We start from the raw sequence: 15,682 nt of genomic DNA, 5'->3' as shown, positions 1-15,682 counted from the left end.
TTTTGGGGTCGTTATTGTTGTCCTTTTAATTCCCAACCGCCCGCCCATCGCTTTTAAAAAAAAAACCCGGGGGGGGGGGGCGCCCCGGGGCCCCCCCCGCCCCCGTGCACCACTTTCGGAAGGACCGCCATGATCTCCACCCTCCAGTCCCGCATGCTCCGCGGGGCGGACGGTGACCCCGCTCCGCGTCTGGCGTACGGCGCCGACTACAACCCCGAGCAGTGGCCCCGGGACGTGTGGGAGGAGGACGTGCGGCTGATGCGGGAGGCCGGCGTCACCGTCGTCTCCGTGGGGATCTTCTCCTGGGCCCGGATCCAGCCGGGTCCGGACACCTGGGACTTCGGCTGGCTCGACGAGGTCATGGACCTGCTGCACGCGGGCGGGATCGGCGTCGACCTGGCCACCGCCACCGCCTCCCCGCCGCCCTGGCTCACCACCGCCCACCCGGAGATCCTGCCGGTCACGGCGAACGGCGAGACGCTCTGGCCGGGCGCCCGCCAGCACTGGCGGCCCACCTCCCCCGTCTTCCGTGAGTACGCCCTGCGCCTGGTCCGGAAGATCGCCGACCGGTACCAGGACCACCCGGCCCTGGTCGCCTGGCATGTCTCCAACGAGCTGGGCTGCCACAACGTCTACGACTTCTCCGACGACGCGGCCCGCGCCTTCCGGGTCTGGCTGCGCGCCCGCTACGGCACGCTCGACGCGCTCAACCACGCCTGGGGCACCGCTTTCTGGTCGCAGCGCTACAGCGACTGGGAGCAGATCCTGCCGCCCCGGCTGGCCGCCTCGCACCCCAACCCGACGCAGCAGCTGGACTTCAAGCGGTTCTCCTCGGACGCCCTGAAGGACCACCTGATCGCCGAGCGGGAGATCCTGAAGGAGATCACGCCGGAGATCCCGGTCACCACGAACTTCATGGTGATGGGCAACACCAAGGGCATGAACTACCCGGACTGGGCGAGCGAGATCGACTTCGTCTCCAACGACCACTACGTCCACCCCGGCCCGCAGGACCGCGACGAGCTGTCCTTCTCGGCGAACCTCACCAGCGGCATCGCGGCCGGCCGGCCCTGGTTCCTCATGGAGCACTCCACCAGCGCCGTCAACTGGCAGCCGGTCAACGTGGCCAAGCGGCCCGGCGACCTGGCCCGTGACGCGCTGCTGCACGTGGCGCACGGCGCGGACGCGGTGTGCTACTTCCAGTGGCGGCAGTCGGCGGCCGGCGCCGAGAAGTACCACTCGGCGATGGTCCCGCACGCCGGCGAGGACAGCGAGCTGTTCCGCGCGGTGGCCGCCCTCGGCGCCACGCTGAAGGCCCTTGCCCCGGTGGCGGGTTCGGACCGGGAGTCGGCGGCCGTCGGCATCCTCTACGACTGGGAGTCGTGGTGGGCCAGTGAGCAGGACTCGCACCCCACCGCCCTGCTGGACTACCGGCAGGAGGCGCTCGACTGGTACTCGGCGCTGCTCGCCCTCGGTATCCGCGCCGACCTCGTCACCACCCGCTCCGACCTCACCCGGCACCAGGTGCTGATCGCGCCCGTGCTGCACATGGTGCCGGCCGAACTGGCCAAGGACCTCACACGCTACGCCGAGCAGGGCGGCCACCTCGTCACCACGTACTTCTCCGGGGTCGTCGACGAGAACGACCACGTCTGGCTCGGCGGATACCCGGGCGCCCTGCGCGACCTGCTCGGCATCCGCATCGAGGAGTTCGGCCCGCTGCTCGCCGGGGAGTCCGTGGAACTGGACGACGCCACCTCGGGCAGCCTGTGGACCGACCGGATCACCCTCACCGACGGCGACACCGAGGTGCTGGCGCACTACCGCACCGGTGTGCACGCCGGACGCCCCGCCGTCACCCGGCGCCCGACCGGCGACGGTTCGGCCTCGTACGTCTCCACCCGGCTCGGTGTCGACGGGCTCACCTCGCTCCTGCCCCGGCTGCTGGAGCCGGCCGGGGTCGGCAGTGAACTCCCCGCGGACGTCCGGGGGTCGGTCGAGCTGACCGTCCGGCGCGGCGCCGAGGAACGGTTCCTGTTCCTGGTCAACCGGACCGACGACACGGTGCCGGTGACCGGGATGGACGGAGAGGTCCTGGTCGGCACCGGCGGCCAGGAGGGCGCCCTCGTCCTCGGGCCGCGGGAGGTCGCCGTACTGCGCCGGCCCCGCGACTGACGCCACCCACCCGCGCACCCGCACCCTCCACGACTCCTCGGGACGGCACACAGCCGCGCCGAGGGCCATCCCCTCCTGTCCGCGCGGCAGGAGGGGCCCACCACAGCGACCGCACCGCAGTTGGGAGCACAGATGGCACGCCGTACCCGCAGCAGACGGAACCTCGGGGCCGCCGCACTCACCGCGCTGGCCACCGGAGCCGCCCTCCTCAGCGTCCCCGTGCAGGCACACGCCGAGGCCGCCGTCACCGTGACGCCGGATCCGTCGTACCAGCAGCAGAAGTTCGAGGGCTGGGGCACCAGCCTGGTCTGGTTCGCCAACGCCACCGGGGACTACCCCCCGGCGATCCGCGAGAAGCTGGCCAAGTTGCTCTTCGGCGACGACGGCCTCGCGCTGAACATCGCCCGGTACAACATCGGCGGCGGCAATGCCCCGGACGTCACGGACTATCTGCGGGCCGGCGGTGCCGTCGAGGGCTGGTGGAAGGCGCCCGAGGGCACCACCCGCGAGGACACCGACTGGTGGAGCGCGGACGACCCGGCCGACTGGAACAAGGATGCCGACGCCACCCAGCGCTGGTGGGTGGACCGCATCAAGCAGGACATCACCCACTGGGAGACGTTCAGCAACTCCCCTCCGTGGTTCATGACCGAGAGCGGGTACGTGTCCGGCGGCTTCAACGCCAACACCGACCAGCTCAAGGCCGACTCCGTCGACGACTTCGCCGCCTACGTGGCGGGCGCGACCAAGCGGCTGGAGAAGTCCGAGGGCATCAAGGTCGACACCGTCGATCCGTTCAACGAGCCCAACACCGGCTACTGGGGCACCAGGCTCGACGCGAACGGCCAGCCGGTCGGCGGCCGCCAGGAGGGCGCCCACATAGGCCCCGAGCTCCAGCAGAAGGTGCTCGCCGCGCTGGCGCCCGCACTGAAGAAGGCCAAGGTCAAGGCCGGGATATCGGCGATGGACGAGACCAACCCGTCCCTCTTCGCGACGAACTGGAACTCCTACTCGCAGGCCTCCAAGGACCTCGTGGACCAGATGAACGTCCACACCTACGGCACCGGGCAGCGCACCACCGTGCGCGACCTCGCCAAGGCCGCCGACAAGCCGCTGTGGATGAGCGAGGTCGAGGGCGACTGGGGTGACGGTCAGAGCTTCACGGACATGCGTCCGGGTCTCGGGCTCGCCCAGCAGATGGTGAACGACCTGCGTGAACTGGAGCCCACCGCCTGGGTGTTCTGGCAGCCGGTCGAGGACTACGACAACATGAAGCCGGGCGGCGAGTCCGCTAAGGGCGGCAACTGGGGCTCCATCCAGCTCCCGTTCAGCTGCACCAGCACCGACACCCTCCAGTCCTGCCCGATCTACACCAACACCAAGTTCGACACGGCCAGGAACTTCACGCACTTCATCAAGCCCGGCGACAAGCTGATCAAGGTGGACGACACCTCCAGCGCCGCCGCCGTGACCAAGGACGGCAAGGGCGCCTCGGTCGTCCACGTCAACAGCACCACCGAAGCCCGCACGGTCACCATCGACCTGTCCAAGTTCCGCACCGTCAAGGGCAGCGCGACCGTCACCCCCACGGTGACCAGCGCCGACGGCAAGCTCAAGCAGCAGGCCCCGGTCAAGGTCGTCGACGGCAAGGCCACCTACACCGTCCCCGCCCAGTCCGTGACCTCCTTCGCCGTCAAGGGTGTCTCCGGTGTCGCGAAGAACGCGGGTCTGTTCAGCAAGGGCCACTCCTACACGCTGACCGGCGTGCAGAGCGGCAAGGCGGTGACCGTCGGGACCAACGGCACGAACCTGGTCATCGGCTCGGCCAACGGCAGCACCGCGCAGCAGTGGCAGCTGGACGCCCGGTACGGCAGGACGGGCGCCCGCCAGCACTACGTCTTCGCCAACCCGGCCGAGGGCGAGCGCCTCGCCGTCCGCGACAACGTGCCGGTGGTCGAACCCGACACCGGCGAGCGTGACCCGGCCACCGAGTGGATCATGTCGACCACCGGCGACGGGACATGGACGCTGGTCAACGTGGCCACCGGCCGTCTCCTCGAGGTCGGCGGCCAGGCGACCAACGAGGGCGCGGCCGTCACGACCTGGCAGGCCAACTCCGGTTCCAACCAGCGCTGGAGGGTCACGGACGTGACCCCGTAACCCCTGTCAGTCCACGTCCCACGGGTCTGTCGTCCCCGCCCGTGTCTCCGCCCGCCTCACGATCGTCGTGATGCGGGCGGAGTGCTGTGCGGGGGCGGGTGCCGTGATCGGTGCCGGGATCCGTTCCAGGACCCCACCCGCGAAGACGTCGTACAGCGGCAGCGTCTCGAGATGGACATAGCCGATGTGGCAGTCGCAGACGGCGAGCGGACAGGGGCGGGGGCGCAGGGCGGCGCGGTACGAACCGTCGTAGAGGTTGCCGAGTTCGGCGCGGACGAAGTGGCAGCGCCGGACGGTGCCCTCGCCGTCGACCGAGATCACCGAGTCTCCGGTGCGGCAGGGCAGGCCGGCGCTGGTGTGCGGACGGCGGCTGTACGGGAAGAGCGGGTCGAGGGCGGTCCACCGGTCGGCCTCGGCGTCCTCGTAGGTGTGGCCCTCGGCGGCGTTGATCCACAGATAGACGTGCGCGGGCAGGTCGGCGCGCAGCCGGCGGGCCGCGTCGAGGTGCTCGGGCAGTCCGACGACGCCGACGCTGAAGCGGATGCCCCGCTCCGACAGGTCGCGGCACTTGTCGAGGAAGCGGTCGTACGGCGTCTGGCCCGGGTGGTAGGTGCACCACAGGGCCAGGGTGTCGGGGTCGGCCTCGGCGAGCCAGTCGGTGCGGCAGCTGAGGTTGGTCTGGATGGCGACCCGGCGGATGTGCGGGAGGTGGGAGAGGTCGGCGAGGGTGCGCCGGTACCAGGAGCGGACCAGTCCCTCGCCCCACGGGGTGAAGAGGAGCGAGAGCCGGTCGTCGGTGCGGGCCGCGGCCCACCGCGCGAACCGTTCGAGGGCGGCCCGGTCGGCGCGCAGTTGCTCCGTGCTGTCGCGTCGCTTGGCGAACGGGCAGTAGGGGCAGTCGTAGTCGCAGGAGGCGAGCGGGCCGCGATAGAGCAGGGTCAGGTCCATGGCGGCCGGGTCACTTCCGCTCGTAGGCGGTCATGGCGGCCCGCACCGCCGGGGAGAACAGCTCGGGACCGATGGCGTCGGAGTGGGCGAGGCCTTCGGGGGTGAGCCTGAGGGTCGTCGGGTCGGTGTCGGTCAGCCAGCCGCGGTCGGCGAAGCGTTCGAGTTCGGGGCCGAAGTCGTCGGCGGGCGCGCCGCCGAAGCGGGCCCGGTAGTCGTCGAGGCGCAGGCCCTCGGCCTGGAGGAGCGACTGGAGGAGGTGGCGGCGGCGCGCCTCCTGGGGGTTCATGGGGTGGCCGACCTCGGCGTGGGCGAAGTCGGACGCTTCGGTGGCGACGTAGTCGTCGATGATGCCCCGGATCTGGTGCATGCCGACGGCGTAGTCGAAGGAGTAGTGCAGGCCGGCCGTGTAGGAGCGGGCGCCGCAGCCGAGGCCGATCATGCCGTCGGTCTGGCAGGCGTAGTCGTCCGTGCCCTGCGGCGGGGCGTCGGTGCGGCGGAACATGCGCATGGACTGCTGGGTGTAGCCGTGCGCGAGGAGGTGGTCGCGGCCCGCGCGGTACAGCCGCAGCCGCTGCTCGTCCCAGGCCGGATCCGGGGCCGTGGCCTGGCCGGGTCCGCGGCGGTCGAGGCCGGTCAGGGGGCGGACGTAGAGCGGGTAGAGGTAGAGCTCCTCGGGCCGCCAGGCCAGGGCCGCGTCCAGGGAGTGCCGCCAGGCCTGCTCGTTCTGGCCGTCGATGCCGTAGATGAGGTCGATGTTGAGGACCGGGATGCGGGTGTCGCGGACGCGGGCGAGGGCCGCCTCGACCTCGGCGCGCCGCTGCGGGCGTACGGCGGCCCTGGCCTCGGCGTCGACGAAGCTCTGCACGCCCAGGCTCAGTCGGGTGGTGCCCCGGTCGGCGAGCACGGCGAGACGGTCGGCGGTGGCCGTGGCGGGTGAGGCCTCGACCGACAGCGGGACCGCGCGGAGGTCGGCGCCCATGCGGTGCTCGGCGATGTCGCAGAGCCGGTCCAGCTCGGCGGCGGTGAGGAAGGTGGGGGTGCCGCCGCCGAAGGCGGCCGTGGCGAAGCGGACGTCGTCCGTCTCCCCCAGTGCCTCCCGTACGGCTCTCGCCTGCCGTTCCAGGGCGTCCAGGTAGGCGCCGGTCAGTCCGTCGGGGGCGCCGATGCGGGTGAAGAGGTTACAGAAGCCGCAGCGGACCTCGCAGAACGGTATGTGCAGGTAGAGGGAGAGCGTGTCCTTGGGCTCGGCCGCCCAGAGGGCTTTCAGGGACGGGCGGTCGGGGAGCGCGCGGTAGGCCGTCTTGTGCGGGTAGGCGTAGACGTAGTGCTGGTACGGGCTGGTGCGGGTGACCGGTTCGGCGGTGGTCATCGGCCGGCCTCCGTCGGTCGGGGTGCGGGGTCGAGGAAGAAGTGGGCGTACGGCACGGTCCACACGGACTCGTGGCCGAGGCGGTGCCCGGTGTAGCCGTCGTCGCCGTAGGCGGTGCCGTGGTCGGAGCAGACGATCGCGAAGCAGCGGCGCCTGCTGCTCGCGGCGGCGAACAGGCGCCCGATGTGCCGGTCCACGTACTCCAGCGCGGCGGCGTGCGTCTCTCGGCTGTCGCCGGTCTCGCGGGTCGCGCCGGGCAGATGGAACCAGTTCGGCTGGTGCAGGGCGGACACGTTCACGAAGAGGAACAGCCGCTTTTCGTACGGGAGTTCACGTACGACGCGCTCGGCGTGGGCGACCTGGTTCTCGAAGGACTCGGGTGAGGTGACGCCGAACTCCGGTGCCCAGTGGGACTCGTGGAACAGTCCGGGCAGCACCGAGCCCAGCGGACCCTGCTTGTTGAAGAAGCCCACTCCCCCGATGCACACGGTGTGGTAGCCGTCCTCGGCGAGGCCGGAGACGAGGTCGGGGGTGTCGTAGACGTAGGTTCCGCCCGCGGTGGTCTCGCTGCCCGCGAAGCTCGCCGCGAACAGGCGCGGATGCGGTCCGGGGGCGGCCGGGGTCGGCAGGAAGCCCGCGAAGATCGCCTGGTGGGAGGCGTAGGTGAAGCTGCCCGGCGCGTGCCGCTCCTCCCAGCGGCCGCCGGGGAGGTGGCGGGCGAGGTGCGGAATGCGGCCCGCGGCCGCCAGCTCGGCGGCGACGTCGTGGCGGAGGGTGTCGAGGGTGACGAGCAGGAGGTCGTGGCTGCCCACCACCTCGTTCATGTCGGGCACGTCGTCGGTGCCGGGCACGTCGTCGATGTCGGGCTCAGGCATACGGTGTTCCTGTTCTGTACCGGGCGAGGTCACCCAGGACGGCGGCCACTTGGGCGGCATGGGTGTCGAGGCCCTCCGCGCCGCTGCCGGGCAGTCCGGTGAGCCGGGGCAGCAGGTCGCCGAAGGCGTTGACCTCGCCGACCGCGGCCCTGCGCCAGCCCACGGCCGGCAGCAGGTCGACACCGACGCACAGGGTGCGCGGGAAGCAGGCCGCGGCCTGCTCGCACACGCCCAGCAGGTCGGTCCAGCGGGCGCCCGCCGCCTCGACGTTCTCCCGGACTGCGTCCAGGTCGCCTCGACGGCCGCCGAGATGGAGGTTGGTCATCGGTGAACGGCTGGTGCGCACCACCGCGTGGGTGGCGCGACCGGCCACGACAACGACCCTGAGGTCGGTGGCCCGGCCGTCCTGGGAGGCCTTCGGCAGCCAGCGCTCCAGGTGCAGTCCGTCCGGGGCGAGCGCGTCGACGATGGCCGCGATGTCCTGCTCGCGTTCGTAACGGCGCACCCTGAGGGAGTTGTACAGGCCGCCGTCGGCGGCGAGTTCCACGGAGGTGGTGGCCCTGATCCGGCCGCCGCCGCCCGACTCGACGGCGAGGACGCCCGAGGCGGACGACCCGTGCGCGGGTTTCACGAAGAGCCGGGCCATCCGGTGCTCACGCATCGACGCGCGTACGTCGTCCCAGCCGCGCACCGGCGCGCCCTGCGGGCCCGAGGTGGGCGAGGCGGGCACCGGAACGCCCGCCGCGTCCAGGACGGCGTGGCAGAGCCGCTTGTCGAACAGCACCGCCAGCTCGTCCGGGTCGTCGAGGCGGACCCCGCCGCGCAGGCTGCGTACCGCGGCGGTGAAGCGGGCGTACCAGCGGCCCGAGCCCTCCACCCGCGTCGGATCGACGGCACCGCGCAGCAGCCGGTCGACCTCAGGGTTCTCGCCGGGTGAGTCCAGGCGGACGATCTCCTCGGCGGCGAAGTCGGCGCCGCCGTCGTTCAAGACGTCCGCCCACGGCACGACACGCGGGGCCGGCAGACCGGCCGCGCGAACCGCGTCCTCGAAGAGGGCGACCCGACGGTTCTCCGGGTTGCCGACGACCGCCAGGCGCGGCGGCGCGGAGGCGCGCGCCGGGCGGAACCCGTCGAGGGAGGAGGGACCGTGACCCATGGGTGGTGTGCTCACTCCCCGACGGCGACGTAGCGCCACGGCGTGCCGTCGTCGTCCGAGTCCTCCTCGGCGTCGTCGCGGTCGAGGTCCACCTCGACGCCCGCGGTCTCCACGGTCCGCCGCAGGCGCTCCTGGAGGGACTCGCTCAGGTAGTGGTAGTGCAGGTCGAGCTTCTTGAGGTGGGTGAGCGGCTGGCCGCCGAGCAGGGCGGCCGCGCCCTCGTCGGTCAGCACGCCCATGGAGAGGTCCAGCACCTCCAGACGGGCCACCACGGGCGCGGACGCGACGGCCGCGGCCACGGCGTCCTGGATCTCGCTGTTACGCAGGGCGAGGTGACGCAGGCTCGGCAGCCGGGCGCCGGACAGGATCGGCTCCAGGTCGGCGACCTCGCTGTCGCCGCCGTACTCGGGGGTGCCGAGCCACAGGTCGAGGTGGACCAGCGCGGGCAGGTCACTGCCGCCGATCCCGCGCACGACCTCCGCGGGCAGCCCGCCCGTCTCGATCACGAGCCTGCGCAGCGCGCGGTGGCTCACGGCGGGGAAACGCAGCCCGGACCCGCCGCGCACGCCGAACTCCTCCAGCGCGGGATACGCGGCCAGGACCGGGGTGACATCGGTCTGGTTGATCCAGGAGATCTCGCACTCCTCCCCCACCATGTCGCCGAGGAACACCGCCCGCAGCGCGGGGAACCGGTCCCGGGCGGCCACCAGCGCCTCGATGACGTCGGAGGGGTCCGTGTCGTAGGCCTCCTGCCAGGCGCCGACGATCAGGGCTCTCACGCGGGTGGTGTCGACGGCGGAGCAGAACCGCGCGAACGCCTTCGTCCAGTCCTCGTCGGCGTCGTAGACGTCGCTGGTGACACGCCAGGCGAAGGCCTCCGGGTCGGGCAGGTCGTCCGTCCTGCCGCCGGGGCCCGGGAAGGTGTGGGCGGGCAGCCGGTACAGCGCGTTCAGGTGGTCCGTGACGGTCATGCGGCTGCTCCCGGGAGAAAAAAGTTGCGCGGTCCGTGATGTTTCCGCAGTTCTACCAACAGGCACTGACAACCCCCCGCGCCGGGGCCTCGGTTCGGAACGCGGCTCGGGCCTCGGGTCGGGGGCGTTGTCAGTGGTGGTCCGTACCGTCGTCGTCATGAGGCCGGTGCGCGAAGCGTCCGGCGGGGAGGGGAGAGCCATGTACCGGCAGGGAGACGTGCTGATCGTGCCCGTCGCGGAGGAGGCGTTGCCACCGCACGTGGCGGTCGCGCCCAAGGAACGGCGGGACGGGCGGGGCCGGCTCGTGCTGGCCCTGGGCGAGGTCACCAGGCACGCCCACGCGGTGGTGGGTCCGGGCGATCTGCTGCGGGAGCCCGGGCCGTTCGGTCCGCTGCTGCTCCACCTTCCCCAGGGCGGCCGGGTGGTCCACGAGGAGCACGCGGCGATCGCGCTGCCGAAGGGCTGGTACCGGGTGATCCGGCAGCGGGAGTACGTGCCCGGATCCGTGCGGATCGTCGCGGACTGAAGAGCGGGTGACCGAGATGACGGAGGGGCGGATGAGGACGACGGAGAGGGCCGGGGCAGTGCCCGCGGCGGGAGCGGACCCGATGGTGGAGGGTACGTCCTTCGACGATGTCCGTCGCTGGCGCGCCTGTGCCGCGGCGGCCGTGCCCGCCGACCGCGCGGCAGCCGAGGCCGGCGTGCGCCGGGCCTACCGGCAGGCCGGGCTGCCGGAGCCGGAGCGCGTGGTGTGGGCCGCTTCACCGCGGGCGGCGGTCACACTGGTCCGGGAGTCCGCGGACAAGGGCCCCAGCGTGCGTGAGGCGGTCCGCAGCGCCCCGTGGGCAGGTGAACGGCAGCGGCTGCACGGGCGGTTGGGTGCGGCGGACTGGGCGGCGCACTGGGCCGCGACCGGCGGGCTCCTGTGGGACACCACGCAGGCGCTCGTGGACCGGATCCGCGCCGGGGTGCTGGAGGAACTGGCCGGCGGGGACACGGGGAAGGAGGCCGCGGAGGTGCGGCTGGTGCTGCTGGACGCCGTCCTCGGTCAGCACGACGCGCCGTGGCTCGCGGCGTTCCCGACGGACCGGGGCCCGCTCGACGGGCTGGCCGCGGTGAGTCGCCACGCCGGCTGGTGGTGGCCGTTCGCGCGGGTGGCGGTGGTGTGCGAGCGTCCCGTCGCCCTGCACCGCGACGAGGCGGGCCGGCTCGACCACGGGGACGGCCCGGCACTGGCGTACCCCGACGGCTTCGCCCTGTACGCCTGGCGCGGTATGCCGGTCCCGGCCGGGTTCCTCGCCGAACTGCCGGCGCTCACCCCGGACCGGATCAGGTCCGAGGAGAACGCCGAACTGCGCCGGGTCATGCTGGAGTACTACGGCTACGACCGCTATCTGGCGGACTCGGGGGCGCGTCACGTCCACCGTGACGAGACGGGCACCCTGTGGCGGATCGACCTCCCGGACGACGAGCCCGTCGTCATGGTGGAGGTCCTCAACTCCACTCCGGAGCCGGACGGGACGCGACGCACCTACTGGCTGCGGGTACCACCGGCGACCCGCACGGCGCGGGAGGGAGTCGCCTGGACCTTCCAGCTGACGGCGGAGACGTACGCGCCCGAGCGGGAGACGTGACCCGGAGGGGCGCGTGGCCGGGCCTCAGCCTTCGGCGACGCGGGTGAGTACGTCGGTGATCTGGGCGTGCACCGCGTCCCGGGCGACGGCGGGAAGGGCGCCCAGGTCGGTGCCCGCCAGGGCGTGCAGGACCTGTTCGGGGTCCGGGTCGTACGGCGTGCTCTCGCTGAACACCTCGTAGCCGTCGCGTACGGCCACCCGCAGGTCACGGGGGCTGTCCCCGTCGGCGTGCACCGCGGCGGCCACGACGAACGGCGGCGGGCCGCCCGCCTCGCCCTCCAGCTTGCGGTAGCCGCTGACCAGGGGTGCGCGCCAGCGCAGGGCGAGCAGTACGTGACGCTTCGCCAGCAGCTCGGTCAGATCGGTGTCGTAGACGCTGTCGGGTTCCAGGACGGTGGCCCGGGCGTCGAGGACGAGGGCCGCCGGGAGCAGACAGCGCAGGGTGCTGCCGACGATGTTGCCGCCGACCGTGGCGGCCCGGCGCACCGCGCCGGTGCCCACGCCGGAGGCGGCCCGGTGCAGCGCCTCGGGCACGGTCGCGTCGACGCGGTTCAGCAGCACGGCCCCGCCGAGTTCCTCGGGGCCGACCGTGCCGGCCTCCGGCACGTCGCGCAGCGACACGGCTTGCTCGGGAAAGCCGTCCCGCTGCCAGCCGGCCCACACGAGCGTGGCACCTCCCACCGGTACGGCTCCCTCGGCCAGACACCGCTGGGCTTCGGATATGGAGGAGGGAAGACGCAACTGCACGACAACCGACCTGCCTTCCCTGGAAGTTCGTGGCGCGTGACACGGTGCCATCGTGTGTCCCCGTGTTCACCCACCCGCATGATCAATGGCAGAACGGATTCTGCCCAGGCGCACGGGGGCGCATACAGGGCTCATGGCTGCACCTTGCGCAACGTGAAATTGCGTTGCGGCCGGCTCCCCTCCCCCGGACCCTGGCGGCATGCCCTACGTCCTGCGTCCCGCCGCCCTCGCCGACGCGCCCGCCGTCACCGCTCTCCTCAACGAGATCGACCGCATCGAGATCGGCCGGCCCGAGACGGACCTGCACACCGTCGAGGCCGATCTGAAGCATCCCGAGACGGATCTGGAGCAGGACTCCTGGCTCGCCTTCGACGGGGACCGGCTGGTCGGCTACGGGCTGCTGTGGGACGAGTCGGGCGGCGAACGCGTCGACATCGACCACTACGTCCTGCCCGACCGGCAGGAGGCGGGCCGGCTCGTCCTGGCGGCGATGGAGAGCCGGGCGCTGGAGAAGGCGCAGGCGAACGGTGCCGGGCGGGCCGTGGTGCATCTGCATCTCAACGCAGCGCCCACCCTCGACACCGAGCTGCTCCGCGCCCGCGGCTGGTCGGTCGTACGGCGATATCACGTGCTGCGCCGCCCTCTGGAGCAGGCCGGGGACCGGCCGCCGACGCTGCCCGCCGGGGTCAGGCTGCGGTCCTGCTCCTCCGAGGCGGACCGGGTCCGTGTCCACGCGCTCTACCAGACCGCTTTCGCGGAGCACTTCGACTTCCAGCCGCGCGGCTACGAGCAGTGGCTGCACGACGTGGACGCGGCGGGGCTCGACTGGTCGCTCGTGTGGATCGCCGGCACGGACGGGTCCGGGGACGCCGGGTTCCTGATGGCCCGCGACGACCGCGAGGCGATGGGCTGGATCCGCAGCATCGGCGTGCTGCGCGAGGCCCGGGGAGGCGGGCTGGCCGGGCTGCTGCTGCGGCACGCCTTCGCGGCCTTCGCCGCCCGGGGCCGGGACACGGTCGGGCTCGGTGTGGACACCTCCAACGCGACCGGCGCGCCCGGGCTGTACGCGCGCCACGGCATGGTCCTGCACTACGCCGTGGACACCTGGGAGGCCGTTCTGCGGTGACCGTGCGCCCGGCGGGGCCCGCACCCGGCGGACCCCTCCGGGCAGGACCGCCTACGGTGTCGCGGCGGGAAGCCTCGTCGGCACCACCGGAAGCGCTCCATCACTTCTGAGCCGGCCGTGCCGCCCGCCCTCGTGACGTGCCGTCAGCCGTTCAGCGCCAGCCAGGGCTGGGGATCGGCGTAGTAGCCGTCGTAGATCACCTCGAAGTGCAGATGGGGGCCGGTGGACAGGCCGGTGGAGCCGACCCGCCCGAGCGGGGTCCCGGTCTGCACGGTCTGACCCACGGTGACGCCGATGGCGGACAGGTGGCTGTACGTGGTCTGGAGCCGTTTGCCCTCGATCGTGCCGTGGTCGACGACGACCCGGTTGCCGTAGGCCGTGGTCATGGCCGCGAAGACGACCGTGCCCGCGCGGGCGGCGGAGACCTGGGCTCCCTGGGGTGCGCCGAAGTCCACGCCGGTGTGGAGTTTGGTGACGCCGGTGAGGGGGTGCTGGCGGGAGCCGTAGGGAGAGGTGATGGTGAGGGTGGTGACGGGCGGTGCCAGGATCGCGTCGGCCAGGACGCTCCCGCCGCTCGTGTCCTCCCGGTCGAAGGCCTCGTACTTCGCGAACAGGGCCTTGACCTCGCCGAGGTAGGTCTGCGCCGAGGCGGGGACGCCGCCCGCCTTCTTCACGGCGTCCGTGCCGACCGCGTAGGCGGCGAGGGTGAGGTCGACGAGGTCCCCGTTGACGGTGCCGTCGGTCCTGAGACCGGTGACCTGCTGGGCCAGGGAGCAGTCCTGGCGGCCGAGCGCCATGATGGCGTCGGCCGGATCGCTCGGTGAGGAGCGGCCGTTGCCGTCGTCGTCCTTGCCCCAGGTCTTCCAGTCGGCGGCGGTGAAGGCGGCGATGCCCTGCGGGCCGGAGGTGGTGGCGCCGGCGTTGCTCCAGCCGGTGAGCTGGTCGATCTGCGCGGCGAGGGCGGACGGGGTGACGACCGTGCAGGCGTCGGCGGACTTGCGCAGCCAGGGTCCGTAGCTCGCGTCGACACCGCCGGGGGCGGCGTCCTGCGCGGTGCTCTCGCCGGGGCTCCAGTCGTCGGGGAGCCCACCGGTCAGGGCGAGGAACCCGGCGACCGTGGTGAGGGTGACCAGGCCCGGCAGGACCAGGAGGGTGAAGGGGCCCGGGCCGCGCCGCCGGGGGCGGGGAGCGGATGCTTCCGGGGTCGGCGTCACCGGGGCGGGGTTCTCCTGAGCGGGGGCTTCCTGAGCGGGGGCCTCCGGGGCTGCGACGGCCTCGTACCCAGGGGTCTCGACGGCGGGCTCGTGGCTCACGCGGCGGACTCCGGACGACGGGTCAACGGCCGCTGCGGGACAGTGCAGTTGTTCACGGACGGACGTTAGCGGGTGACCCGGCGCGCGTCACCGGACGCGAGGGCAGACCTACTGCCCCCAGGGGCAGCGCTCCTCGCGGAACTGTCGGTGGGAGTTGGTAGAAAGTACGCCGTACGGGCCGGGGCGCGCAGTTCCGGCCGCCGTCCGCTCACGGAGGTACCCGCCCATGACGCTGGCGCACATCTCGGAACTGCACGGCCTGCCGGTGTATGTCTTCCCCCTGCCCGGGGAGACCTCTCGGGACCTCCCCGAGGCGGAGTCCGTGGCCTGGAAGCTCGTCCGGCAGGAGAACGACCCGGAGGACTTCGACGACTGCTGGAACCGGTTCCTGGAGACCGTGGACCCCTCGCGGGTGCGCGCCCTGGTCCTCGGGGCCGGCGCCTACGGCAGCGAGCTGGACGCCGGTGACTCCTGCGAAGAGGTGGTGGAGCGCCTGGCCGGGGCGGCGGACCGGCTGACCGGCCTGCGGGCCCTCTATCTCGCGGACCTCGAATTCGAGGAGTGCGAGCTCTCCTGGATCGTCCAGGGCGACGTCAGTCCGTTCCTCGCCGCCTACCCGGGGCTGGAGGAGCTCGCCGTACGCGGTTCGGGCGGGGGCTTCGGCGGCGGTTCGGGGCTGGAGTTCACGCCGTTGCGCCATGACAGTCTGCGCGTCCTGCGTTTCGAGAACGGCGGACTGCCGGCCGGGGTGGTGCACGGGGTCGCCGCCTCGGAGCTGCCGGCGCTGGAGCACCTGGACCTGTGGCTGGGCGCGGAGTCGTACGGCCGTAGCACCACCGTGGCCGACCTCGAGCCGATCCTGGACGGCTCCCGGCTGCCCGCCCTGCGCCGGCTGGGTCTGCAGAACGGCGACAACCAGGACGAGGTGGCCGCAGCCGTCGCCGCGGCGCCCGTGGTGGCCCGGCTGACGGCCCTGCACCTGGGCCGCGGCACCCTGTCCGACACGGGCGCCGCGGCTCTGCTGAGCGGTCAGCCGCTGGTGCACCTCCAGGAGCTGGACCTTCACCACCACTACCTGTCCGACGCGATGGCCGAGCGGATACGGCAGGCTCTGGAGCCCTACGGCGTGAAGGTGGACCTGTCGGGCCGGGAGGACGCGGACGACCCGGACGACCGGTACGTGGCCGCGGGCGAGTGACCGTCCGCGG

13 protein-coding genes are annotated in these 15,682 nt (G+C 72.5%); 6 read left to right on the top strand and 7 right to left on the bottom strand.

Annotated elements, in window-relative coordinates:
* Window positions 1-129: 129 nt before the first annotated feature.
* Together ACFVYS_RS20640 and ACFVYS_RS20635 are read left to right on the top strand one after the other, a co-directional pair.
* Complete coding sequence (locus tag ACFVYS_RS20640) at window positions 130-2,175, top strand: beta-galactosidase (RefSeq protein WP_389503928.1); 2,046 nt, start codon at window positions 130-132, stop codon at window positions 2,173-2,175.
* Between the two features lie 132 nt (window positions 2,176-2,307).
* On the top strand, window positions 2,308-4,335 hold the full coding sequence (locus ACFVYS_RS20635; protein WP_389503926.1) for a glycoside hydrolase: 2,028 nt from the start codon (window positions 2,308-2,310) through the stop codon (window positions 4,333-4,335).
* A gap of 6 nt (window positions 4,336-4,341) precedes the next feature.
* Here ACFVYS_RS20635 and ACFVYS_RS20630 read toward each other — a convergent pair whose 3' ends face one another.
* From ACFVYS_RS20630 to ACFVYS_RS20610, 5 genes are read right to left on the bottom strand one after another with little or no spacing between them, the layout of a single operon-like run.
* Window positions 4,342-5,283, bottom strand: coding sequence for an STM4011 family radical SAM protein (locus ACFVYS_RS20630; RefSeq protein ID WP_389503925.1), 942 nt, complete (start codon window positions 5,281-5,283; stop codon window positions 4,342-4,344).
* A gap of 10 nt (window positions 5,284-5,293) precedes the next feature.
* Window positions 5,294-6,652 (bottom strand): STM4012 family radical SAM protein, encoded by a 1,359-nt coding sequence (locus tag ACFVYS_RS20625; RefSeq protein ID WP_389503923.1) that lies wholly within the window; start codon window positions 6,650-6,652, stop codon window positions 5,294-5,296.
* On the bottom strand, window positions 6,649-7,476 hold the full coding sequence (locus ACFVYS_RS20620) for an STM4013/SEN3800 family hydrolase (RefSeq protein ID WP_389504098.1): 828 nt from the start codon (window positions 7,474-7,476) through the stop codon (window positions 6,649-6,651). The genes ACFVYS_RS20625 and ACFVYS_RS20620 overlap by 4 nt, the downstream gene beginning before the upstream one ends.
* Window positions 7,477-7,519: 43 nt before the next feature.
* On the bottom strand, window positions 7,520-8,683 hold the full coding sequence (locus ACFVYS_RS20615; protein ID WP_389504097.1) for an STM4014 family protein: 1,164 nt from the start codon (window positions 8,681-8,683) through the stop codon (window positions 7,520-7,522).
* 11 nt (window positions 8,684-8,694) lie between these two features.
* Window positions 8,695-9,654, bottom strand: coding sequence for an STM4015 family protein (locus ACFVYS_RS20610; RefSeq protein WP_389503921.1), 960 nt, complete (start codon window positions 9,652-9,654; stop codon window positions 8,695-8,697).
* 199 nt (window positions 9,655-9,853) lie between these two features.
* Here ACFVYS_RS20610 and ACFVYS_RS20605 point away from each other — a divergent pair, with 199 nt between their 5' ends.
* Entirely contained in the window at window positions 9,854-10,180 is a 327-nt protein-coding gene (locus tag ACFVYS_RS20605; protein WP_389503919.1) for a hypothetical protein, read from the top strand.
* An 82-nt stretch (window positions 10,181-10,262) separates the two neighbouring features.
* On the top strand, window positions 10,263-11,288 hold the full coding sequence (locus tag ACFVYS_RS20600) for a DUF6745 domain-containing protein (protein WP_389503918.1): 1,026 nt from the start codon (window positions 10,263-10,265) through the stop codon (window positions 11,286-11,288).
* 24 nt (window positions 11,289-11,312) lie between these two features.
* Here ACFVYS_RS20600 and ACFVYS_RS20595 read toward each other — a convergent pair whose 3' ends face one another.
* On the bottom strand, window positions 11,313-12,035 hold the full coding sequence (locus ACFVYS_RS20595) for an FAD binding domain-containing protein (RefSeq protein WP_389503916.1): 723 nt from the start codon (window positions 12,033-12,035) through the stop codon (window positions 11,313-11,315).
* Between the two features lie 199 nt (window positions 12,036-12,234).
* On the opposite strand from ACFVYS_RS20595, the gene ACFVYS_RS20590 reads away from it, so the two are divergent.
* A complete protein-coding gene (locus tag ACFVYS_RS20590; protein ID WP_389503915.1) occupies window positions 12,235-13,161 on the top strand; it encodes a GNAT family N-acetyltransferase in 927 nt (308 codons plus the stop codon).
* 143 nt (window positions 13,162-13,304) lie between these two features.
* Here the strand turns inward: ACFVYS_RS20590 and ACFVYS_RS20585 are convergent, their stop codons facing one another.
* Complete coding sequence (locus ACFVYS_RS20585; protein ID WP_389503913.1) at window positions 13,305-14,474, bottom strand: M23 family metallopeptidase; 1,170 nt, start codon at window positions 14,472-14,474, stop codon at window positions 13,305-13,307.
* A gap of 226 nt (window positions 14,475-14,700) precedes the next feature.
* On the opposite strand from ACFVYS_RS20585, the gene ACFVYS_RS20580 reads away from it, so the two are divergent.
* Entirely contained in the window at window positions 14,701-15,672 is a 972-nt protein-coding gene (locus ACFVYS_RS20580; protein ID WP_389503911.1) for an STM4015 family protein, read from the top strand.
* Window positions 15,673-15,682: the final 10 nt, after the last annotated feature.

The sequence above is a fragment of the Streptomyces sp. NPDC058295 genome (assembly GCF_042880655.1).
Taxonomy (GTDB): domain Bacteria; phylum Actinomycetota; class Actinomycetes; order Streptomycetales; family Streptomycetaceae; genus Streptomyces; species Streptomyces coriariae.
This window is presented reverse-complemented; position numbering and strand designations above follow the sequence as displayed.

What these genes read in the sequence shown, in the direction of transcription:
- ACFVYS_RS20620 (WP_389504098.1), bottom strand. Translation starts at nt 7,476, where the DNA reads ATGAACGAGGTGGTGGGCAGCCACGACCTCCTGCTCGTCACCCTCGAC.
- ACFVYS_RS20605 (WP_389503919.1), top strand. Translation starts at nt 9,854, where the DNA reads ATGTACCGGCAGGGAGACGTGCTGATCGTGCCCGTCGCGGAGGAGGCG.
- ACFVYS_RS20615 (WP_389504097.1), bottom strand. Translation starts at nt 8,683, where the DNA reads ATGGGTCACGGTCCCTCCTCCCTCGACGGGTTCCGCCCGGCGCGCGCC.
- ACFVYS_RS20600 (WP_389503918.1), top strand. Translation starts at nt 10,263, where the DNA reads ATGGTGGAGGGTACGTCCTTCGACGATGTCCGTCGCTGGCGCGCCTGT.
- ACFVYS_RS20640 (WP_389503928.1), top strand. Translation starts at nt 130, where the DNA reads ATGATCTCCACCCTCCAGTCCCGCATGCTCCGCGGGGCGGACGGTGAC.
- ACFVYS_RS20625 (WP_389503923.1), bottom strand. Translation starts at nt 6,652, where the DNA reads ATGACCACCGCCGAACCGGTCACCCGCACCAGCCCGTACCAGCACTAC.
- ACFVYS_RS20610 (WP_389503921.1), bottom strand. Translation starts at nt 9,654, where the DNA reads ATGACCGTCACGGACCACCTGAACGCGCTGTACCGGCTGCCCGCCCAC.
- ACFVYS_RS20580 (WP_389503911.1), top strand. Translation starts at nt 14,701, where the DNA reads ATGACGCTGGCGCACATCTCGGAACTGCACGGCCTGCCGGTGTATGTC.
- ACFVYS_RS20630 (WP_389503925.1), bottom strand. Translation starts at nt 5,283, where the DNA reads ATGGACCTGACCCTGCTCTATCGCGGCCCGCTCGCCTCCTGCGACTAC.
- ACFVYS_RS20590 (WP_389503915.1), top strand. Translation starts at nt 12,235, where the DNA reads ATGCCCTACGTCCTGCGTCCCGCCGCCCTCGCCGACGCGCCCGCCGTC.
- ACFVYS_RS20635 (WP_389503926.1), top strand. Translation starts at nt 2,308, where the DNA reads ATGGCACGCCGTACCCGCAGCAGACGGAACCTCGGGGCCGCCGCACTC.